Below are 19,674 nucleotides of genomic sequence, written 5' to 3' on the forward strand. Positions count from 1 at the left end.
TCGGAAATCCGGCTGCCAATCCTTTGTCTTTCGCTTGAGGAATTAATCATGGTTGCTGCATTGCTCGATCGCCTGGGCGTCGCCCCGGCCCTGTACCAGAACGGCACGCAGGCGGTGCATTCGCCCATCGACGGCAGTCGCATCGGCGCCGTGAATTGGGAAGGCGCCGCCGAAGTCGAGCAGCAGGTCAGCCGCGCCCAGCATGCCTTCGACCTGTGGCGCCAGGTGCCCGCCCCGCGTCGCGGCGAACTGGTGCGTCAGTTCGGCGACCTGTTGCGTGAGTACAAGGCCGATCTCGGCGAACTGGTGTCCTGGGAAGCCGGCAAGATCACCCAGGAAGGCCTGGGCGAAGTGCAGGAGATGATCGACATCTGCGACTTCGCCGTCGGCCTGTCCCGGCAGTTGTATGGCCTGACCATCGCTTCCGAGCGTCCGGGCCACCACATGCGCGAGACCTGGCATCCACTGGGCGTGGTCGGCGTCATCAGCGCCTTCAACTTTCCTGTGGCCGTCTGGGCCTGGAACACCACGCTGGCGCTGGTCTGCGGCAACCCGGTGATCTGGAAGCCTTCGGAAAAGACCCCGCTCACCGCCCTGGCTTGCCAGGCGCTGTTCGAGCGCGTGCTGAAGAACTTCAGCGATGCGCCACCCTACCTGAGCCAGGTGATCATCGGCGGCCGCGATGCCGGTGAAGCACTGGTGGACGATCCTCGCGTGGCGCTGATCAGCGCCACCGGCAGCACTCGCATGGGCCGGGAAGTGGCGCCAAAAGTCGCGGCGCGTTTCGCCCGCAGCATCCTGGAACTGGGCGGTAACAACGCCATGATCCTCGCCCCGAGCGCCGACCTGGACATGGCGGTACGTGCGATCCTGTTCAGCGCTGTCGGCACCGCCGGCCAGCGGTGCACGACTCTGCGCCGGCTGATCGCCCACGAATCGGTGAAAGAGGAAATCGTCACCCGCCTCAAGGCCGCCTATTCGAAGGTCCGCATCGGCCATCCGCTGGAAGGCAACCTCGTGGGGCCGCTGATCGACAAGCAAAGCTTCGACAACATGCAGGATGCACTGGAACAGGCGTTGAGCGAGGGAGGCCGGGTGTTTGGCGGCGAGCGCCAGCTCGAAGACCAGTTCCCGGATGCCTACTACGTGTCCCCGGCCATCGTCGAGATGCCGGAACAGAGCGATGTGGTTCGCCACGAGACCTTCGCGCCGATCCTGTACGTGGTCGGCTACAAGGACTTCGCCGAGGCGCTGCACCTGAACAATGCCGTGCCCCAGGGCCTGTCGTCCTGCATTTTCACCACCGATGTGCGTGAAGCCGAGCAGTTCATGTCGGCCGTGGGCAGCGACTGCGGCATCGCCAACGTCAACATCGGCCCGAGCGGTGCGGAAATCGGCGGGGCCTTCGGCGGCGAGAAAGAAACCGGCGGTGGCCGCGAATCCGGTTCCGACGCCTGGCGTGCCTATATGCGCCGCCAGACCAATACGGTGAACTACTCGCTGGAGTTGCCCCTGGCGCAGGGGATCACTTTCGACTGAGGTCGCCTGGGCCGGATCTTCGATTCGTGAAGGTCCCTCGTGGGAGCGAGCTTGCTGGCGATGACGGCGGCACATTCAACAGGGGAATGACTGGGGAATCGCTATCGCGAGCAAGCTCGCTCCCACACTGAATAGTGTGATGGTTGGGTTTCATTTCCGGAGTCTGGCAATGCCGTTACGCGAAGAATGTCTATGGGAAAAACTGACGCCGCAAAGACCTGAGCACCCCTCGCTCACTGGCGAAATCAGCGCCGACGTCTGTGTCATCGGTGCAGGTTTCACGGGGTTGTCGGCGGCGGTGCATTTGCTGGAGCAGGGCAAGCGCGTCGCGGTGCTGGAAGCCCACCGGGCCGGGCAGGGCGGTTCGGGGCGCAACGTCGGGCTGGTGAATGCCGGCCTGTGGATCCCGCCGGACGATATCGAAGCCGGGTTCGGCGAAGCGGTGGGCAGCCAGCTCAACCGCATGCTGGGGGCGGCGCCGGCCCTGGTGTTCAGTCTTGTCGACAAATATGGCATCGATTGCCAATTGCGCCGTGAGGGCACCTTGCACATGGCCCATAACGCCCGGGGCGAGGCTGACCTGCGTAGTCGCGAGGCGCAATGGAAGCGTCGTGGCGCCCCGGTGCAATTGCTTACCGGCGAGGCCTGTGTGCAAGCCACCGGTACTTCCAGGATCGCCGCGGCACTGCTCGACCGCCGCGCCGGCACACTCAATCCGATGGCCTACACCAGCGGATTGGCCAAGGCCGCCACGGACCTGGGCGGCCGGCTGTTCGACCATTCGCCGGTGACACGCCTGGAACGCCAGGGCCAGCGCTGGTCGGTGCAGACCGCCCAGGGCTGCGTCCTGGCCGAGCAGGTGGTGATCGCCTCCAACGCCTACACCGAGGGCGACTGGACTGCGCTGCGGCGCAATTTCTTCCCCGGTTATTACTACCAGGTCGCTTCTGTTCCACTGGCTGACGAGGCGGCTGCTCGCATATTGCCGGGCGGCCAGGGGTCTTGGGATACCCGCCAGGTGTTGAGCAGTATTCGCCGGGACAAGGACGGTCGCCTGCTGCTGGGCAGCCTGGGTAATGGCAATCGCAAGCCTGCCTGGTTTCTCAAGGCCTGGGCCGACCGGGTCCAGCAATATTATTTCCCTTACCTCAAGTCGGTGGAGTGGGAGTGCACCTGGACCGGCTGCATAGCCTTCACGCCTGACCACCTGATGCGTCTGTTCGAGCCGGCGCCCGGCCTCGTGGCTGTCACCGGTTACAACGGTCGGGGCGTGACCACCGGTACGGTGGTGGGCAAAGCCTTCGCCGACTACCTGTGCCACGGCGATGCGAAGGCACTGCCGATTCCGTTCGCACCCATGCAGCCGGTGACTGGCGCAGGCTTGCGCAGTTGCCTGTACGAGGCGGGATTCTCCCTGTATCACGCGGGCCAGTGCCTGCGGATCGTCATTTGAGTGTTGAAAAGTGTTGCACAGACCGGCGTTTTCCGGCGCAGGGTCTAGCCTGTTATGGTGCGGGTTGTAGCAAACGCGCACCGGTAGTGTGCAGTTCGGTGACGCAGGTTGTTACAGGCAGGTTGCACGTCGTTTCGCGCACTGGTTGCAATGATGGCTCAGGGATGGTTGTACTCATTTGAATCGAAGGTTGCACCTTGTGCGGTTTAGACGGTTGCACGCCCTGTGAAAAAGGGCCCGAAACAGTCGAAATAACAATAAAGCAGCGACTTTTTGAAGAATAAAAAACCGATGGCACGGCCCTTGCTCAGAGCTTCTATGTGAAGTCGCAGTGCCAACTAAAAAAACCTTGGAGCACCACCTCATGTCCCAGACGTTTTACAAGAAAGGCTTTCTGGCCCTCGCAGTCGCTACTGCGATGGGTGTTTCTGCGTTTGCTCAGGCCGACATCAAGATCGGCGTAGCGGGTCCCATGACTGGCGCCAACGCCGCATTTGGCGAGCAATACATGAAAGGGGCTCAGGCAGCGGCGGACGAGATCAACGCCAAGGGCGGCGTGAACGGCGAGAAGATCGTGCTGGTGGCCGGTGACGATGCGTGCGAACCGAAGCAGGCCGTGGCCGTGGCCAACCGCCTGGTAGACCAGGAGAAAGTCGCCGGCGTGGTCGGTCACTTCTGCTCTTCGTCCACCATCCCGGCCTCCGAGGTCTACGATGAAGCCGGCGTCATCGCCATCACCCCGGGTTCCACCAACCCGCAGGTCACCGAGCGGGGCCTGAGCGCGATGTTCCGCATGTGCGGTCGTGACGACCAGCAGGGTATCGTGGCCGGTGACTACATCGTCGACGTGCTCAAGGGCAAGAAAGTCGTTGTCCTGCACGACAAGGACACCTATGGCCAAGGCCTGGCGGATGCCACCAAGGCCCAGCTGGCCAAGCGTGGCGTGACCCCGGTGCTGTACGAAGGCCTGACCCGCGGCGAAAAAGACTTCAGCGCCGTGGTTACCAAGATCCGCTCGGCCGGTGCAGACGTAGTCTACTTCGGCGGCCTGCACCCGGAAGCCGGTCCACTGGTTCGCCAACTGCGCGAACAAGGCCTCAAGGACGTGAAATTCATGTCCGACGACGGCATCGTGACCGACGAACTGGTCACCACCGCTGGCGGCGCGCAATACGTCGACGGCGTCTACATGACCTTCGGTGCCGACCCGCGCCTGCTGCCGGACAGCAAGGCCGTGGTGGATGCGTTCCGTGCCAAGGGCACGGAACCTGAGGGCTACACCCTGTACGCCTATGCTTCGGTCCAGACCCTGGCTGCCGGCTTCAACGGTGCCAAGTCCAACAAGGGCGAAGATGCGTCCAAGTGGCTCAAGGCCAATCCGGTCCAGACCGTGATGGGCAAGAAGGAGTGGGACAGCAAGGGCGACCTGAAAGTCTCCGACTACGTGGTCTACCAGTGGGACAAGAACGGCAAGTATCACCAGTTGGAAAAACAGAAGTAAGGACTCAAGCGGCCGTCCAGGCTTCCTTGGGAGCGGGTTCGTCCCGGTTCCCAAGGCGCTCGCCGGTCGCGCCTGACATCGCTCCGACGTAAATCTGTATTTTCCTTAGAAGAACCGCACGCCCCAAGGGTGTGCAGGTTCTCACTGCGTGAGATTGCGTTATGGATGGTATTTTCCTGCAGCAACTGATCAACGGCCTGACCCTCGGGTCGGTCTATGGTCTGATCGCCATCGGCTACACAATGGTCTATGGCATCATCGGCATGATCAACTTCGCCCACGGCGAGGTTTACATGATTTCCGCTTACCTCGCGGCAATCAGTCTGGCTCTGCTGGCTTACTTCGGTATCGAATCCTTCCCGCTAATGATCCTTGGCACTCTCGTGTTCACGATCGTGGTCACCGGGGTATACGGCTGGGTCATCGAACGCGTCGCCTACAAACCCCTGCGCAACTCCACCCGGCTGGCACCGTTGATCAGTGCCATCGGTATTTCGCTGATCCTGCAGAACTATGCACAGATCAGCCAGGGCGCCCGCCAACAGGGCGTGCCAACACTGCTCGAAGGCGCCATGCGCGTGGATATCGGCACCGGCTTCGTCCAGCTCACCTACACCAAGATCTTCATCCTGGTGGCGGCTTTCGCCGGGATGGCCTTGCTGACCTACATCATCAAGTACACCAAGCTCGGCCGCATGTGCCGCGCCACCCAGCAAGACCGCAAGATGGCCTCCATCCTGGGGATCAATACCGACCGGGTGATTTCCTACGTGTTCATCATCGGTGCAGCCATGGCGGCCCTGGCCGGCGTGCTGATCACCATGAACTACGGCACGTTCGACTTCTATGCCGGCTTCATCATCGGCATCAAGGCGTTCACTGCGGCGGTACTCGGCGGCATCGGCTCCCTGCCTGGGGCCATGCTCGGCGGCATCATCCTCGGGATCTCCGAGTCGCTGTTCTCCGGTCTGATCAACTCCGACTACAAAGACGTGTTCAGTTTCTCGCTGCTGGTGCTGATTCTGATTTTCCGTCCCCAAGGCCTGTTGGGTCGCCCACTCGTGGCGAAGGTATAAGTATGTCTGCTGCCAATAAACCGCTTGATATCAAACAGAGCGTCATCGACGCGATCCTGGCCGGCCTGATCTCGCTGATCGTGTTCGGGCCGATTGTCGGCGTGGTGCTCGATGGCTACAGCTTCAACTTGCAGCCGGCCCGCGTCGGCTGGCTGGTGGCCGTGGTGATGGCCGGGCGTTTCGCCCTGAGCCTGTTCCTGCAGACCCCCCGGGGGCTGAAGATCCTCCAGGGTTTCGAGACCACGGGTTCCGGCGTGCATGTGCTGCCGCCGGACTACAAGTCACGCCTGCGCTGGATCATCCCCGCGCTGATCGTGATCGCCATCGTGTTCCCGTTCTTCGCCAACAAATACGTGCTTACCGTGGTCATCCTCGGGTTGATCTACGTCTTGCTGGGACTGGGACTGAACATCGTGGTCGGCCTGGCCGGCTTGCTCGACCTGGGCTACGTGGCGTTCTACGCCATCGGCGCTTATGGCCTGGCGCTGGGCTATCAGTACCTGGGGCTGGGTTTCTGGACGGTGCTGCCGCTGGCGGCCATCGCGGCGGCGTTGGCCGGATGCATATTGGGGTTCCCGGTGTTGCGAATGCACGGTGACTACCTGGCCATCGTGACCCTGGGCTTCGGCGAGATCATCCGTCTGGTGCTGAACAACTGGCTGTCCTTCACCGGCGGCCCGAACGGCATGCCGGTCCCGTCGCCGACCTTCCTCGGCCTGGAGTTCGGCCGCAGGGCGAAGGAGGGAGGGGTGCCCTTCCATGAGTTCTTCGGCATCGACTACAACCCCAACCTGAAATTCCTGTTCATTTACATCGTGCTGTTCATCACCGTGCTGCTGGTGCTCTACATCAAGCATCGCCTGACCCGCATGCCGGTCGGCCGGGCCTGGGAAGCGCTGCGCGAGGACGAGATCGCCTGTCGTTCCATGGGGTTGAACCACGTGCTGGTCAAGCTCTCGGCGTTCACCATTGGCGCTTCCACGGCCGGCCTGGCCGGGGTGTTCTTCGCCAGCTACCAGGGCTTCGTCAACCCATCTTCGTTCACCTTCTTCGAGTCGGCGCTGATCCTGGCGATCGTTGTCCTGGGGGGCATGGGCTCGACCGTCGGCGTGGTGATCGCCGCGTTCGTGCTCACTGTGGCACCGGAGCTGCTGCGCAGCTTCTCCGAATACCGCGTGCTGCTGTTCGGAGTGCTGATGGTGTTGATGATGATCTGGCGGCCTCGTGGCCTGATTCGCATCAGTCGTACCGGTGTGACGCCGCGTAAAGGAGTAGCGCCATGAGTGAAGTCGTACTCCAGGTTGAAAACCTGATGATGCAGTTCGGTGGGATCAAGGCCCTCAGCGACGTCAGCCTGCAAGTCAAGCGTAACTCGATCTTCGCCCTGATCGGCCCCAACGGTGCGGGCAAGACCACGGTGTTCAACTGCCTGACCGGTTTCTACAAGGCTTCTGGCGGCAAGATCGAACTCAATGTGCGCGGCGAACATACCAACGTCATCAAGCTGCTGGGCGAACCGTTCCGTCCTACCGATTTCGTGTCGCCGAAAGCCTTCGCCAGCCGGCTGTATTACAAGATGTTCGGCGGCACCCACCTGGTGAACCGTGCCGGCCTGGCCCGTACTTTCCAGAACATTCGCCTGTTCAAGGAAATGTCGGTGCTGGAAAACCTGTTGGTGGCCCAGCACATGTGGGTCAACCGCAGCCTGGTGGCTGGTGTCCTCAATACCAAGGGCTACCGCAAGGCGGAAAGCGATGCCCTGGATCACGCGTTCTACTGGCTGGAAGTGGTGGACCTGGTGGATTGCGCCAACCGCCTGGCCGGCGAGCTTTCCTACGGCCAGCAACGGCGTCTGGAAATCGCCCGGGCCATGTGTACCCGTCCGAAGATCATCTGCCTGGACGAACCGGCCGCCGGCCTCAACCCTCAGGAAACCGAAGCGCTGAGCGCGATGATCCGGCTGCTGCGCGACGAGCACGATCTGACCGTGGTGCTGATCGAACACGACATGGGCATGGTAATGAGCATTTCCGACCACATCGTGGTGCTGGACCACGGCAACGTCATCGCCGAGGGCGGCCCCGAGGCGATCCGCAACGATCCGAAAGTGATCGCGGCCTACCTGGGTGCCGATGAAGAGGAGCTGGTATGAGTGGACCTATCCTCGAGCTCAAGGAGCTGGACGTTTTCTACGGACCGATCCAGGCCCTGAAGAAAGTCTCGCTGCACATTGGCGAAGGCGAGACCGTGAGCCTGATCGGCTCCAACGGCGCCGGCAAGTCCACACTGCTGATGTCGATCTTCGGCCAGCCGCGGGCGGCGAGTGGGCAGATCGTTTACCGGGGCGTGGACATCACGCACAAGTCGTCCCACTACATCGCCTCCAACGGCATCGCCCAGTCGCCGGAAGGGCGGCGGGTATTCCCCGACATGACCGTCGAGGAAAACCTGCTGATGGGCACCATTCCCATCGGTGACAAGTTCGCCAGCGAAGACATGCAGCGCATGTTCGAGCTGTTTCCCCGGCTCAAGGAGCGGCGCAACCAGCGGGCCATGACCATGTCCGGTGGCGAGCAGCAAATGCTCGCCATTGCCCGGGCGTTGATGAGCCGGCCGAAGTTGCTGCTGCTCGATGAGCCGAGCCTGGGGTTGGCGCCGATCGTGGTGAAGCAGATCTTCGCCACCCTGCGTGAACTGGCGTCCACCGGCATGACCATATTCCTGGTGGAGCAGAACGCCAACCACGCGCTGAGGCTGTCGGATCGGGCCTATGTCATGGTCAACGGCGAAATCCGCATGACCGGCACCGGCAAGGAATTGCTCGCCAACGAGGAAGTGCGCAACGCCTACCTGGGCGGGCATTGAGGCTGCTGTTGCTGTAACAGGAACCGGCGAGTGATCGCCGGTTTTTTTATCCCTTCACAATGCACCCATCCTTGCTCGCGATGACGGCGGCACATTCAATACAGAAATGACAGGTAGACCGCTATCGCGAGCAAGCTCGCTCCCACGGGGTTTTGGGCCATGGCGGGAATTGTGGACAACAATCCTGAAGGCTTGCCAAACCGCGACATAAAGTCGCCGCAAACAGTTGTTTTGTCACGGTTTTGACTTGTCCCCGTTTGCTGTGGAACTGGCTGTGGGTAACGTGGGAGTAGCTGTCTGAAAGCCTTTGTTTACGTGGCTTGCAGACGTGTGATTGTTTTTTGATCAGGGATTTTTTGCTTAGAGTCATTGGCTATTGTCAACACTTTTGTAGCCTCGCAAAGCGTTCGGAAATCGGTGGGCAAGCCTGTGGATAACTCTGTGATTAAACACTGGAAAGACTGCGCTGAGGGCCGTCGTTGCTGGCTTCGAGCCATCGCCTATCCTTGTGCCTGCTTATAGCAGATAACCTGATGTGCACAACCTGCGTCGCAGGGTCAAGGGAAAAAATTTTCCAGATGTCCCGCAAAGCCTTATGCACAGCGGCCTGCAGCGTTTGTACTTGCCCCCGATTACTGTGGACGTGCCTGTGGATAAGGTGCGGGCAATCTGCTGCATCGCTTGTCCTGCAAGGCTTGTAGCCGATTGGTTGTTTTTTGAGCAGTCCGCCGGGGAAGAACATGAGCGGCGTTCAGTTGCCGCTCCTCATCAGGCCGGGCATCCTATGGACCCATTTCATCCATTGGCCTTAGCAAGGAGAACACGATGTCCAACACCCTGTTTATCACCGGCGCCACGTCCGGTTTTGGTGAAGCCTGTGCCCGTCGTTTCGCCGAGGCCGGCTGGAAACTGGTGCTGACCGGTCGTCGTGAAGAGCGCCTCAATGCCCTGTGTGCCGAATTGTCGAAGCAGACCGAAGTGCATGGCCTGGTGCTGGATGTGCGTGACCGCAAGGCCATGGAGGAAGCCATCGCCAATCTTCCCCCGTCCTTCGCCACCCTGCGAGGGCTGATCAACAACGCCGGCCTGGCCCTGGGCGTCGACCCGGCGCCCAAGTGCGACCTCGATGATTGGGACACGATGGTCGATACCAATGTGAAGGGCCTGATCTACAGCACTCGCCTGCTGTTGCCGCGCCTGATCGCCCACGGTCGTGGCGCGGGGATCATCAACCTGGGCTCCATCGCCGGTAACTATCCATACCCGGGCAGTCACGTGTATGGCGCGAGCAAGGCGTTCGTCAAACAGTTCTCGCTGAACCTGCGCTGCGATCTGCAAGGCACCGGTGTGCGAGTGAGTAATATCGAGCCAGGCCTGTGTGAAAGCGAGTTTTCCCTGGTGCGCTTCGGTGGCGATCAGGAGCGTTACAACGCGACTTACGCCGGCGCCGAGCCGATCCAGCCACAGGACATCGCGCAAACCATCTTCTGGGTGCTCAATGTCCCGGCGCACATCAACATCAACAGCCTGGAGCTGATGCCGGTGAGCCAGACCTGGGCCGGATTCGCCATCGAGCGAAACAAGGCGTAGCGGGAGATTCTGTGGCGAGGGGGTATCCCCGTAGCTGAGCGTAGTTCCCCTAGGCTATGTACGAAATTGTTTGGAACTTGGTTATGCGGCGTTAAAAACCGGCTCGGAATGCTCATTGACAGCCAGTCAACTCCGCTTCCTCGCCGGTTTTTGCCTTGCCCAACCTGCGTTTAAAGCAATTTCGTGCAGAGCCTAAGACCTGAGCCTGCGATCTATCTTTTTCAGGGCTGCTGCGCAGCCCTGCGAGCGGTGCGACGTTTCGCTAGATCCCTCGCCACAGAGGCGCTATGCCAGGTACTCGGCAAGTCCGCGATAGCAGGTCAGCAGGTGATACGGCGTGGTGGAGGGCATGTCCCGACGGCTGACGACGCCGTCGGCGTCCAGGCATTCGTTCCAGCCTCTGTTATGCAGGAAATGTTGCTGCAACGCCTGCAACTGACGCAGCAAAGCCCCCTGGTTCCCCGGGCGTAGCGTGAGTGCCCGCAGGTATTCGGCCTGGGCCCAGATGCGTTGGGTCGCGTCCCGTGGCGTCGCTTGCGGTTGCGGGTCGAGCATGGCGTACACCGCTCCGGATTTCATGTCCACGCCCTGTCGTGCGCTCTGATCGAAGCTGTGCTCCAGGGCCGTGTGCAACGTGCCGCCACGCAACAAGGGCGACGAGGCCAGCAGGTAATACCATTCGAACTGGTGGCCCGGCTCGTACCAGTTATCCACAGCCCCGAGGGGCTTCTCCATCATGACGCGCTGCTGCGGGTCAATGAAACGCTCGGACATCCCATCACACAACGCCAGCAATGCCTGTCGGACAGTGGCGTCGTCACGCACCCAAAGCACGGCGAGGAACGCTTCGGCCAGATGCATCAGGGGGTTCTGCAGGGGGCCTGTTCCGAGCTCGGACCAGTCGCGCCCGAGGCTGGCCTCATAGAGCCCGTCGTGGCTGGCGAAGCGCTGGGCGATGACTTGCAGGGCGGCGTTGAGTACCGACTCAACCAGCGGCTCGCGAACCTTGGCCCAGTAATGGGCACAGGCGAAAAGGATGAAGGCGTGGGTGTAGAGGTCCTTGGTTGAATCCAGCGGCGCGCCTTGCGGGTCGATGCTGTAGAACCAGCCGCCGTGTTCGGCATCGTGGAAGTGCCGCTGCAACGAGCGAAACAGTGCAGAGGCACGTTCTGCGGCGCCTGGCACCTCGCCCATCAGACTGGAGAACACATACAACTGTCGCGCACAGGCCATGGCGCGGTAGCGCTGGGGTGGCAGCGGCGCATGTCCGGCATCCAGGGCTTCATAGGGCAGTGCCAGTTCGGCGTTCCAACCCGGGCCTTGCCACATCGGCACGATCACGTCGTGAAAATGCTGACGCACTGTTGCGAACAGGGCGATCAATTCAGGCTGGGGAACGGGGCGGGAAGCATCAGGCATCGGTGGAGGTCGTCACGGCTGGGGGCGATTGCGCGACATGGTAGCAGAGTGACCGACTCCAGAGAGATGGCGCCTGCAAGTCCGTCATCGCGAGCAAGCGCGCGATGACGGCCTGGCAGGCGCTAAAGAATCAGCCCGCCAGCAACCAACCCCCAGTCGCCGCCGAAGCTGCCCCGGCCAATCGAATCAACGGCGCCGCTGCCCGAGGCAACACCCGCACCAGCGCGAAACCTGCACCATGCAGCGCCGCCGTGGCTGCGACAAAGCCTGTCGCATAAGCCCACGGGGTCGACATGTCCGGCAGTTCCAAGCCATGGGCGATGCCATGGAACAGCGCAAACAGGGCGGTTGCACCGACCGCCAGGCCCAGCGGCGGACGCACCGCCAGTGCCACGGCCAGGCCCAGGGCGAGCACCGAGGCGGCGATGCCGCTTTCCAGCGCCGGCAGGTCCAGGCCTTCAAAGCCCAGCAGGCCGCCAAGCAGCATCGTACCGACGAAGGTGCATGGCAATGCCCAGCGCGCGGCGCCTTGTTGTTGCGCAGCCCACAAACCGACCGCCAGCATCGCCAGCAAATGGTCGAGCCCGCCGATGGGATGGCCGAGGCCGGCGATCAGGCCATTGTCGCCGTGGCCGGGGTGGGCAAATGCCAGGGCCGGAGTCAGCAGCAGGGCCAGGGCGCCGAAGAGGCGTTTGAGTGTCATGGATAAGCTTCCTTGTTGATTGTGGAAAAGGCGGGGGTTCCGGCTGTCAGGCGGCTGTCAGCAGGCCCTGGCGCTCGATGAAGGCGATGATTTCGTCCAGGCCCTGGCCGGTTTTCTGGTTGCTGAAGACGAAGGGCTTGCCGTTGCGCATCCGCCGGGTGTCGCTGTCCATCATTTCCAGGGACGCCCCCACCAGCGGTGCCAGGTCGATCTTGTTGATCACCAGCAAATCGGATTTGCAGATGCCCGGCCCGCCCTTGCGTGGCAGTTTGTCGCCAGCCGATACGTCGATCACATAGAGGGTCAGGTCCGACAGCTCCGGGCTGAAGGTGGCCGAGAGGTTGTCGCCGCCGGATTCCACCAGGATCAGGTCCAGCCCGGGGAAGCGTCGGTTCAGCTGGTCCACCGCTTCCAGGTTGATCGACGCATCCTCGCGGATGGCGGTATGGGGGCAACCGCCGGTCTCCACGCCAATGATTCGCTCCGGCGCCAGGGCCTGGTTGCGCACCAGGAAATCGGCATCTTCGCGGGTGTAGATGTCGTTGGTGACCACTGCCAGGTTGTAGCGTTCGCGCAGGGCCAGGCACAGGGCCAGGGTCAGCGCGGTTTTGCCGGAACCGACCGGGCCGCCGATACCGACGCGCAAAGGTTGTGTATTCATGTGGGTCTCCTAGGAACGGAACAGACGGCTGTACTGGCGCTCATGGGCCATGCACGCCAGGGACAGGCCAAACGCGGCGCTGCCGTAGTGCTCGGGGTCGATGTTCGATGCGTTGTGCTGGGCCTGTTGCAACAGCGGCAGCAGTTCGCTGGTCAGGCGCTGGGCCGCTTGCTGGCCCAGGGGCAGGGTTTTCATCAGCACCGCCAGCTGGTTTTCCAGCCAGCTCCATAGCCAGGCGGCGAGGGCATCCTGGGGGGTGATGTGCCAGGCGCGGGCCGCCAGGGCCCAGGCCAGTGCCAGGTGTGGCTCGGTGCATTGTTCGAAGAAACCCTGGGCCGCGACGTCGAGTTCCGGCAGGCCGCCCAGCAGTTGTTGCAGCGAATACCCCATCTGCCGGCTTTCCTGGTGCAGCTCGCGGGTTTCCCGGCTGGCGCGATGGGTTTCACAGTGTTGCCGCAGGACATCCCAATCGTCGGCCGCGGCGGCTGTGCAGTGTGCCAGTAGCAAGGGGGCCTCGAAGCGTGCCAGGTTCAGCAGCAATTGATCGCCGATCCAGCGACGCGCATCATCGGGATGCTTGATCCAGCCGTTGTCCACTGCCATTTCCAGGCCCTGGGAATAGCTGTAGCCGCCGATCGGCAATTGCGGGCTGGCCAGACGCAGCAGCGCCCAGGCCGGATTCATGGACGCACGCCGAACTGATGCAGGCGCGGCGCGTAATTGAAATCCTCGTCGCCGTGTCGCGAATGATGATGGCCGCCGCCGTAGGCGCCATGTTCGGGCTGGAACGGCGCTTCGATGGATTCGGCGCGGGCACCCAGTTGTTCGAGCATCGCCTTGAGCACGTAGTCGTCCAGCAGGCGCAGCCAGCCATCCCCCACTTGCAGGGCGACATGACGGTTGCCCAGGTGATAAGCCGCCCGGGTCAATTCGAAGGCGTTGGTGCAGGTGACATGCAGCAACTGTTCGGGACGAGCGCACACCCGCACGACACGACCGTCCTCGGCCTGCAGGCATTCGCCGTCGTACAGCGGTGGCTGGCCCCGCTCCAAAAACAACCCCACATCTTCACCCTCGGCACTGAAACAGCGCAGGCGGCTTTTGCTGCGGGCGTCGAAAGTCAGGTGCAGCTCTGCATCCCAGCAGGATTGAATGTCGATTCTGCGATGAATCACCAGCATCGGAGTGCTTCCAGCAATGAACGGTGCGGTGTTTAGAGCAAGGGGCTTGCCAAGGGATGCCGGTGTAGGAAAAAGCAATGGGAATGGGCGGATGGCGCTTCAGTGAATGAAGGTGGGCGCATTGATTTGGTGCGCGATACTGGTGGGTGCACCATTTTGTGAAGTGGGGTGTGCCCGCAAAGGGAACGCTCAAGAGCGTCCGTCGGCAGTCACTCCGTGCTGCCCAGTCCGCGCCAGTGCTTGAGGCCGATGAAAATGAAGCGCAATTGCTGGGTGATCTTCACCTGGGGGGTGAGATGGTCAGGCAGGGCTTCGGCGGGAGGGTCGATGATATCGGGGAGGGTGGCGAACACGCTCTTGACGATGAGATCGGCCATCACGCTCAGCCCGGCAAGGTCCAGATGCTGGAGCTTGGGCATGAGCGCGAGGTCGGCGGCCAGGTCCGAGCTGATACCTTCGCGCAGTTGTGCGATGGCCTGGCGTACGGGCAGGGAGCCGCCGTACTGCTCGCGGGCAAGGAACAGGAACTGTGAACGGTTGGCTTGCACGACATCGAGAAAAATCCGCACCGAGGCATCGATGATGCCGCCCATGACGAACTCGTTATGGCGCACCAGACGGATGGTTTCGCGAAAGGTCTGGCCAACCTCGCTGACCAGCGCCAGGCCCAGTTGGTCCATGTCATCGAAGTGCCGGTAGAAGCCGGTGGGCACGATGCCCGCTGTCCTGGCGACTTCCCTCAGGCTCAGGCTGCCGAACCCACGGCCACACTCCATCAGATGACGGGCTGCGTCCATCAGGGCATTTCGAGTCTGTTGTTTCTGTTCGGCGCGGGGCAGCATCGCAGGGCTGGCTTCTGATTCTGGGGAGCGATGCACTCTAGCAAATCGGCTTTGCCGGCGTCGAACGGTAGAAGGAAAGGGGCGGGAAACACGGGGTCTTGAAAGTCAAAAGCCCGATTGAAGGAATCGGGCTTTTTTCCGGGCCACCATGGGCTCAGCTCACTTGGTCACGACGATCGATGACGCGGTCGCCACCGTCTGCTGCGAAAAGCTGGCCTTGTGGGGTGCGATCAGAGCCACCTTCGACCAGGCCTTTCTCTTCCAGCCGGTCACGACCGCCTTCGGCCAGGGCTTCACCCAATGGGGTACGGTCGGAACCGCCTTCGGCCAGGGATTCGCCCAGCGGGGTACGGTCGGAACCACCTTCGGCCAGGGACTCGCCCAGTGGGGTGCGGTCGGAACCACCTTCGGCCAGGGACTCGCCCAGTGGGGTGCGGTCGGAACCACCTTCGGCCAGGGATTCGCCCAGTGGGGTGCGGTCGGATCCACCTTCAGCTACCGTCTGGCTGTAGACAGAATGACTGTCCTTGACCTGTGGGGTGGCTTGCTCGGAGGCTGGCAGTGCAAAAGCAGTGGAAGCCAGCAGTGAAAGGGAAAGGCTCATCAGTAATTGGCGTTTCATGATCGTTGCTCCTTGGGAGGGCGATAAAGTGGGTACGGAGGCAATGCTACTCTCGATAAGTCGATATAAAAGTTCATAAACGCAATGGTAATAATCAACGGAATTGATTGTTCGGGCGGGAGGCTCTAGATCGCGGGTTTCCGAGGTGCGCTTTTGCACCGTGGTGGGTATTTTGTACTCACTGGTGCCGCGCAAATGTGCGGGGGCGGTAACAGATGCCTGGCGGATCGGTCAGGTTTTCGCCCTTGGGCGTTAAACCTGTTGGGTGTTTCGCCAGTCTCACTATCAACGAACCGACGACAGGTTCGACTTTCAGGCGTCGCGGTCCGGGCGCCGGTCTTTCATCAGGAGCCTTGTGCATGACGCGCACTTCAAAAATCCTTGCCTGGAGCTTTGCCAGCCTCGTTGTGCTGCTGGCGGCGCTGGTGCTGGTCATAGCCTTTTTCGACTGGAACCGGATCAAGCCGGCACTCAATGCCAAGGTTTCCGAAGAGTTGCATCGCCCGTTCGCCATCAACGGCAACCTGGCCGTGCTCTGGCAACGCGAGCAACAGGAGGGTGGCTGGCGAGGGTGGGTGCCGTGGCCTCATGTGGTGGCCGAGGACCTGACCCTGGGCAATCCCGACTGGTCGAAAAGCCCGCAGATGGCCACGCTCGAGCGCGTGGAGCTGCGCATCTCGCCCTTGGCCTTGCTGGCCCGGCGCGTGGCGATCCCCCGTATCGACCTGACCGGTCCCAACGCCAATCTGCAACGCCTGGCGGACGGCCGTGCGAACTGGGCGTTCCAGTTCGATCCGAAAGACCCGGACGCCGAGCCGTCGAGCTGGACGGTGGACATTGGGGCCATCGGCTTCGACAAGGGGCATGTCACCCTGGACGACCAGACATTGAAAACCCGTCTCGACCTGGTGATCGAGCTGCTGGGCAAGCCTGTCCCGTTCAGCGATATCGTCGGTGAAAAGACCGCCAGCAAAGCCCGTGACCAGGGGGCACTGCCCCAGGACTACGCATTCGCCTTCAAGGTCGACGGGCAATATCACGGCCAGGGCCTCAGCGGTTCCGGCAAGGTCGGCGGCCTGCTGGCTCTGCAGGATGCGACACAGCCCTTCCCATTGCAGGCCCAGGCGAAGATCGCCGAGACCCGCATCGAGCTGGCCGGGACCCTCACCGACCCGAAGAACCTGGGTGCCCTGGACCTGCGCCTGAAACTGGCCGGCAGCAACCTGGCCCATCTTTACCCGCTGACGGGGGTGACGCTGCCGGATTCGCCGCCCTATGCCACCGACGGTCACCTGGTTGCCAAGCTCCATGAGCCGGGTGGTGCGTTGTTTCGCTATGAGGCGTTCAACGGCAGGATCGGCGACAGCGATATCCATGGCGACCTGGCCTATGCTGCCGGTGAGCCGCGCCCCAAGCTCAGTGGCGCGCTGGTGTCCGATCAGTTGCTGTTCAGCGACCTGGCCCCCCTGATCGGCGCAGACTCCAACACCGAACAGAAGGCCCGCGGCGCGGCCAGCAAACAACCTTCGGACAAGGTCTTGCCCGTGGAGGAGTTCCGTACCGAGCGTTGGAGCGCAATGGATGCCGACGTGGAGTTCACCGGTAAACGCATCGTCCACAGTGAGCAGTTGCCCTTCAACGATCTTTATACCCACCTGGTGCTCACCGATGGCCAGTTGAGCCTCGAGCCCCTGCGGTTCGGGGTAGCGGGTGGTCGGCTCGACGCGCAGATCCGCCTCAATGGCCATACCCAGCCTTTGGAGGGGAGGGCTCGGCTCACGGCTCGCGGTTTCAAGCTCAAGCAACTGTTTCCAGGGTTCGAGCCGATGAAAACCAGTTTCGGCGAGCTGAACGGCGATGCCGATATCGCCGGGCGAGGAAACTCGGTGGCTGCCTTGCTGGGCACGTCCAATGGCACGTTGAAGATGCTCATCAACGACGGTGCCATCAGTCGCGAATTGATGGAGTTGGCGGGATTGAACGTCGGCAACTACGTGGTGGGGAAAATCTTTGGCGACAAGGAGGTGAAGATCAACTGCGCGGCGGCGGATTTCGACATCAAGAGCGGCCTGGCGACCACCCGCCTGTTTGTCTTCGACACCGAAAACGCGATCATCTACGTCGATGGCACGGCGAACATGGCCACCGAACAACTGGACCTGACCGTCACGCCGGAGTCCAAGGGCTGGCGGCTGATTTCCCTGCGCTCGCCACTCTATGTCCGGGGCCCGTTCGCCAAGCCGTCGGCGGGCGTCAAGGCCGTGCCGCTGATGCTGCGCGGAGCCGGCATGGTGGCGCTGGGAGTGATCGCCGCGCCAGCGGCCGGGTTGCTGGCGCTGGTGGCGCCCAGCGGCGGCGAACCTAACCAGTGCGCACCGTTGCTGGAGCAGATGAAGGCCGGCAAGGCACCGGTCACGGTCAAGCCTACCCGTTGAACGCCGGGCTCATGGGCCGGCTCAGGGCCCGGATCGCGAGCAGGCTCGCCCCTTCATCTGGCCGGTGCCCGGGGGAGCGAGCCTGTCCACGTCAGCGGGATTACAGATCGGCCAGAATATCGGCCATGTCATCGGCGTGTTCTTCTTCCTGGGCCAGGATGTCCTCGAAAATACGCCGGGTGGTCGGGTCTTTCTCACCGATGTACTGGATGATTTCCCGGTAGCTGTCGATGGCGATGCGCTCGGCCACCAGGTCTTCATAGACCATTTCCTTGAGCGTATTGCCCGCGACGTACTGGGCGTGGGAATTGCGGGTCAGCAGGTCAGGGTTGAACTCCGGCTCGCCACCCAGCTGGACGATGCGTTCGGCCAGTTTGTCGGCGTGTTCGGCTTCCTGGTTTGCGTGCTCGAGGAACTCGCTGGCGGCCACGCTGGCCTTGAGGCCGGTGGCCATGAAGTAGTGGCGCTTGTAGCGCAGCACGCACACCAGCTCGGTGGCCAGCGCTTCGTTGAGCAGGCGCACGACTTCCTGTCGATCGGCGTTGTAGCCCTCGGTCACTGCGCCGTTCTGCACGTTTTGGCGCGCCCGCTCGCGCAGGGTGGTTACATCGGTCAAGTGCATGTCGCTCATCTCGTTCTCCTGGAGGCTGATCCGGTTGTATGTCGCGCTCTGTCGGCGTGATCATTCCTGGGCGTTGTACGAACGATGCCTGTCGCCGCTCGGCGACTTTTCGTACAACGCCTATGGTGGGAGTCATGAGCGAAAGGAAAAGTTTTATGAAACTGTCCGAGCGACCGGCAAGTGCTGCGAGCCGGACAGGCGTACCTCCTCCTCCAGCCATTTGAAGAACGCACGCACCGGTGGATGGCGTTCGCGACCCGGTACGCACAGGGCGCTGTAACCGGCGCCATCGACCTGGACCTGCGCGCGGTAGCCCACCAGCAGGCCGCTGGCGACGCTTTCGGACACCAGGATGTTGCTTGCCAGCACCAGGCCTTGCCCGGCGATCGCCGCTTGCAAGGCGTAGTGCTCCTCGTCGTATTCGCGTATGCAGGGCTGCCGGGTGAGCCAGTTTTCCCCGGCCTGGGCGCACCAGGCATCCCAGCCATGGGCGTACAGCTTGGAGTTGTGCCAGCGCACGCTGATCAACGTTGGCGTCTGCTCGGCCGCGAGGGCTACTTGCCCGGGCGAGCCATACACGCCGAAGCGCTCGTCGAACAGACACAAGCCGTACAGGTTCGGGTAGTCATCGAGGCTGTAGCGCACCACCAGGTCGACGCTGGCGTCCTGATGCAGGTCGATCACTTCGCAATGGGTGTCCAGGCGCACCTTGATGTCCGGATGCCGCGCATAGAAGCGCCCCAGTCGCGGCACCAGCCAGAGTGCGGCGAACGCGGCGGTGGTGGAGAGTGTCAGGTGGGTGCCGCTGCGTTGCGGGCGCAAGGTATCGACACTTTGCGCCACGTCCAGCAGGGCGCCGTGCAGGCTGTGGAACAGGCGTTGGCCGCCGTCGGTCAGTCGCACCTGGCGTGGCAGGCGTTCGAACAATTGCACGCCGAGCCAGGTTTCCAGGGCGCGGACCTGATGGGAAATCGCCGTGGGCGTCACGGCCAGCTCCTCGGCAGCGGCCTTGAAGCTGAGCAACCGCGCGGCGGATTCGAAGGCGCGCAGGGCGTTGAGGGGCAGGTTGGCGAACATCGAGACTCCAGATTGGCTGGATGGATGAGATTTATTCATCCGGGTTGATAAGCGCTCATTTGCATGGGGGCTTTGAAAGCCCGCATTT

The 19,674-nt window shown here is 62.2% G+C and carries 18 protein-coding genes; 9 read left to right on the forward strand and 9 right to left on the reverse strand.

What is annotated here, in order from left to right; translation table 11 throughout:
* Window positions 1-48: 48 nt before the first annotated feature.
* The 8 genes from amaB to BLP99_RS14725 all read left to right on the forward strand — a co-directional run bounded on the left by amaB (window position 49) and on the right by BLP99_RS14725 (window position 10,024).
* Window positions 49-1,539 (forward strand): L-piperidine-6-carboxylate dehydrogenase, encoded by a 1,491-nt coding sequence (gene amaB, locus BLP99_RS14690; RefSeq protein WP_072397888.1) that lies wholly within the window; start codon window positions 49-51, stop codon window positions 1,537-1,539.
* A gap of 169 nt (window positions 1,540-1,708) precedes the next feature.
* Window positions 1,709-2,992 carry an L-pipecolate oxidase gene (gene amaA, locus BLP99_RS14695; RefSeq protein WP_072397887.1) on the forward strand — a complete coding sequence of 428 codons (1,284 nt, stop codon included), beginning with the start codon at window positions 1,709-1,711 and terminating at the stop codon, window positions 2,990-2,992.
* A gap of 364 nt (window positions 2,993-3,356) precedes the next feature.
* Window positions 3,357-4,493: an ABC transporter substrate-binding protein gene (locus BLP99_RS14700; RefSeq protein ID WP_072397886.1), complete on the forward strand. Its 1,137-nt coding sequence runs from the start codon at window positions 3,357-3,359 to the stop codon at window positions 4,491-4,493.
* A gap of 161 nt (window positions 4,494-4,654) precedes the next feature.
* The gene (locus BLP99_RS14705; protein ID WP_072397885.1) at window positions 4,655-5,569 is read left to right on the forward strand and encodes an ABC transporter permease subunit; all 915 of its coding nucleotides are present in this window, start codon (window positions 4,655-4,657) and stop codon (window positions 5,567-5,569) included.
* 2 nt (window positions 5,570-5,571) lie between these two features.
* Entirely contained in the window at window positions 5,572-6,852 is a 1,281-nt protein-coding gene (livM, locus tag BLP99_RS14710) for a high-affinity branched-chain amino acid ABC transporter permease LivM (protein ID WP_072397884.1), read from the forward strand.
* On the forward strand, window positions 6,849-7,721 hold the full coding sequence (locus tag BLP99_RS14715; protein ID WP_072431702.1) for an ATP-binding cassette domain-containing protein: 873 nt from the start codon (window positions 6,849-6,851) through the stop codon (window positions 7,719-7,721). The genes livM and BLP99_RS14715 overlap by 4 nt, the downstream gene beginning before the upstream one ends.
* Window positions 7,718-8,434, forward strand: coding sequence for an ABC transporter ATP-binding protein (locus BLP99_RS14720; RefSeq protein ID WP_072397882.1), 717 nt, complete (start codon window positions 7,718-7,720; stop codon window positions 8,432-8,434). Before BLP99_RS14715 ends, BLP99_RS14720 begins: the two co-directional genes overlap by 4 nt.
* Window positions 8,435-9,259: 825 nt before the next feature.
* Window positions 9,260-10,024 carry an SDR family oxidoreductase gene (locus BLP99_RS14725; RefSeq protein WP_072397881.1) on the forward strand — a complete coding sequence of 255 codons (765 nt, stop codon included), beginning with the start codon at window positions 9,260-9,262 and terminating at the stop codon, window positions 10,022-10,024.
* 285 nt (window positions 10,025-10,309) lie between these two features.
* Here the strand turns inward: BLP99_RS14725 and BLP99_RS14730 are convergent, their stop codons facing one another.
* The 7 genes from BLP99_RS14730 to BLP99_RS14760 form a co-directional block, all read right to left on the reverse strand.
* A complete protein-coding gene (locus BLP99_RS14730) occupies window positions 10,310-11,443 on the reverse strand; it encodes an AGE family epimerase/isomerase (RefSeq protein WP_092180627.1) in 1,134 nt (377 codons plus the stop codon).
* Between the two features lie 130 nt (window positions 11,444-11,573).
* Window positions 11,574-12,146, reverse strand: a complete 573-nt coding sequence (locus BLP99_RS14735; RefSeq protein ID WP_092180630.1) for a HupE/UreJ family protein — start codon at window positions 12,144-12,146, stop codon at window positions 11,574-11,576.
* 46 nt (window positions 12,147-12,192) lie between these two features.
* On the reverse strand, window positions 12,193-12,807 hold the full coding sequence (gene ureG, locus BLP99_RS14740; RefSeq protein WP_072397878.1) for an urease accessory protein UreG: 615 nt from the start codon (window positions 12,805-12,807) through the stop codon (window positions 12,193-12,195).
* A 9-nt stretch (window positions 12,808-12,816) separates the two neighbouring features.
* The gene (locus BLP99_RS14745) at window positions 12,817-13,491 is read right to left on the reverse strand and encodes an urease accessory protein UreF (RefSeq protein ID WP_072431705.1); all 675 of its coding nucleotides are present in this window, start codon (window positions 13,489-13,491) and stop codon (window positions 12,817-12,819) included.
* Window positions 13,488-13,988 (reverse strand): urease accessory protein UreE, encoded by a 501-nt coding sequence (gene ureE, locus BLP99_RS14750; RefSeq protein ID WP_072397876.1) that lies wholly within the window; start codon window positions 13,986-13,988, stop codon window positions 13,488-13,490. The genes BLP99_RS14745 and ureE overlap by 4 nt, the downstream gene beginning before the upstream one ends.
* Before the next feature lie 209 nt (window positions 13,989-14,197).
* A complete protein-coding gene (locus BLP99_RS14755) occupies window positions 14,198-14,830 on the reverse strand; it encodes a TetR family transcriptional regulator (RefSeq protein ID WP_072397875.1) in 633 nt (210 codons plus the stop codon).
* A 154-nt stretch (window positions 14,831-14,984) separates the two neighbouring features.
* Window positions 14,985-15,452, reverse strand: a complete 468-nt coding sequence (locus BLP99_RS14760; RefSeq protein ID WP_092180633.1) for a hypothetical protein — start codon at window positions 15,450-15,452, stop codon at window positions 14,985-14,987.
* A 359-nt stretch (window positions 15,453-15,811) separates the two neighbouring features.
* Here BLP99_RS14760 and BLP99_RS14765 point away from each other — a divergent pair, with 359 nt between their 5' ends.
* Window positions 15,812-17,887, forward strand: a complete 2,076-nt coding sequence (locus tag BLP99_RS14765) for an AsmA family protein (protein WP_092180636.1) — start codon at window positions 15,812-15,814, stop codon at window positions 17,885-17,887.
* 100 nt (window positions 17,888-17,987) lie between these two features.
* Here the strand turns inward: BLP99_RS14765 and BLP99_RS14770 are convergent, their stop codons facing one another.
* A complete protein-coding gene (locus tag BLP99_RS14770; protein ID WP_072397873.1) occupies window positions 17,988-18,518 on the reverse strand; it encodes a ferritin-like domain-containing protein in 531 nt (176 codons plus the stop codon).
* Window positions 18,519-18,662: 144 nt separating this feature from the next.
* Window positions 18,663-19,625, reverse strand: coding sequence for a LysR substrate-binding domain-containing protein (locus tag BLP99_RS14775; protein ID WP_256327858.1), 963 nt, complete (start codon window positions 19,623-19,625; stop codon window positions 18,663-18,665).
* Window positions 19,626-19,674 lie beyond the last annotated feature (49 nt).

The organism is Pseudomonas sp. NFACC32-1 (assembly GCF_900101215.1).
Classification (GTDB): domain Bacteria; phylum Pseudomonadota; class Gammaproteobacteria; order Pseudomonadales; family Pseudomonadaceae; genus Aquipseudomonas.

What these genes read in the sequence shown, in the direction of transcription:
- amaB (WP_072397888.1), top strand. Translation starts at nt 49, where the DNA reads ATGGTTGCTGCATTGCTCGATCGCCTGGGCGTCGCCCCGGCCCTGTAC.
- amaA (WP_072397887.1), top strand. Translation starts at nt 1,709, where the DNA reads ATGCCGTTACGCGAAGAATGTCTATGGGAAAAACTGACGCCGCAAAGA.
- BLP99_RS14700 (WP_072397886.1), top strand. Translation starts at nt 3,357, where the DNA reads ATGTCCCAGACGTTTTACAAGAAAGGCTTTCTGGCCCTCGCAGTCGCT.
- BLP99_RS14705 (WP_072397885.1), top strand. Translation starts at nt 4,655, where the DNA reads ATGGATGGTATTTTCCTGCAGCAACTGATCAACGGCCTGACCCTCGGG.
- livM (WP_072397884.1), top strand. Translation starts at nt 5,572, where the DNA reads ATGTCTGCTGCCAATAAACCGCTTGATATCAAACAGAGCGTCATCGAC.
- BLP99_RS14715 (WP_072431702.1), top strand. Translation starts at nt 6,849, where the DNA reads ATGAGTGAAGTCGTACTCCAGGTTGAAAACCTGATGATGCAGTTCGGT.
- BLP99_RS14720 (WP_072397882.1), top strand. Translation starts at nt 7,718, where the DNA reads ATGAGTGGACCTATCCTCGAGCTCAAGGAGCTGGACGTTTTCTACGGA.
- BLP99_RS14725 (WP_072397881.1), top strand. Translation starts at nt 9,260, where the DNA reads ATGTCCAACACCCTGTTTATCACCGGCGCCACGTCCGGTTTTGGTGAA.
- BLP99_RS14730 (WP_092180627.1), bottom strand. Translation starts at nt 11,443, where the DNA reads ATGCCTGATGCTTCCCGCCCCGTTCCCCAGCCTGAATTGATCGCCCTG.
- BLP99_RS14735 (WP_092180630.1), bottom strand. Translation starts at nt 12,146, where the DNA reads ATGACACTCAAACGCCTCTTCGGCGCCCTGGCCCTGCTGCTGACTCCG.
- ureG (WP_072397878.1), bottom strand. Translation starts at nt 12,807, where the DNA reads ATGAATACACAACCTTTGCGCGTCGGTATCGGCGGCCCGGTCGGTTCC.
- BLP99_RS14745 (WP_072431705.1), bottom strand. Translation starts at nt 13,491, where the DNA reads ATGAATCCGGCCTGGGCGCTGCTGCGTCTGGCCAGCCCGCAATTGCCG.
- ureE (WP_072397876.1), bottom strand. Translation starts at nt 13,988, where the DNA reads ATGCTGGTGATTCATCGCAGAATCGACATTCAATCCTGCTGGGATGCA.
- BLP99_RS14755 (WP_072397875.1), bottom strand. Translation starts at nt 14,830, where the DNA reads ATGCTGCCCCGCGCCGAACAGAAACAACAGACTCGAAATGCCCTGATG.
- BLP99_RS14760 (WP_092180633.1), bottom strand. Translation starts at nt 15,452, where the DNA reads ATGAAACGCCAATTACTGATGAGCCTTTCCCTTTCACTGCTGGCTTCC.
- BLP99_RS14765 (WP_092180636.1), top strand. Translation starts at nt 15,812, where the DNA reads ATGACGCGCACTTCAAAAATCCTTGCCTGGAGCTTTGCCAGCCTCGTT.
- BLP99_RS14770 (WP_072397873.1), bottom strand. Translation starts at nt 18,518, where the DNA reads ATGAGCGACATGCACTTGACCGATGTAACCACCCTGCGCGAGCGGGCG.
- BLP99_RS14775 (WP_256327858.1), bottom strand. Translation starts at nt 19,625, where the DNA reads ATGAATAAATCTCATCCATCCAGCCAATCTGGAGTCTCGATGTTCGCC.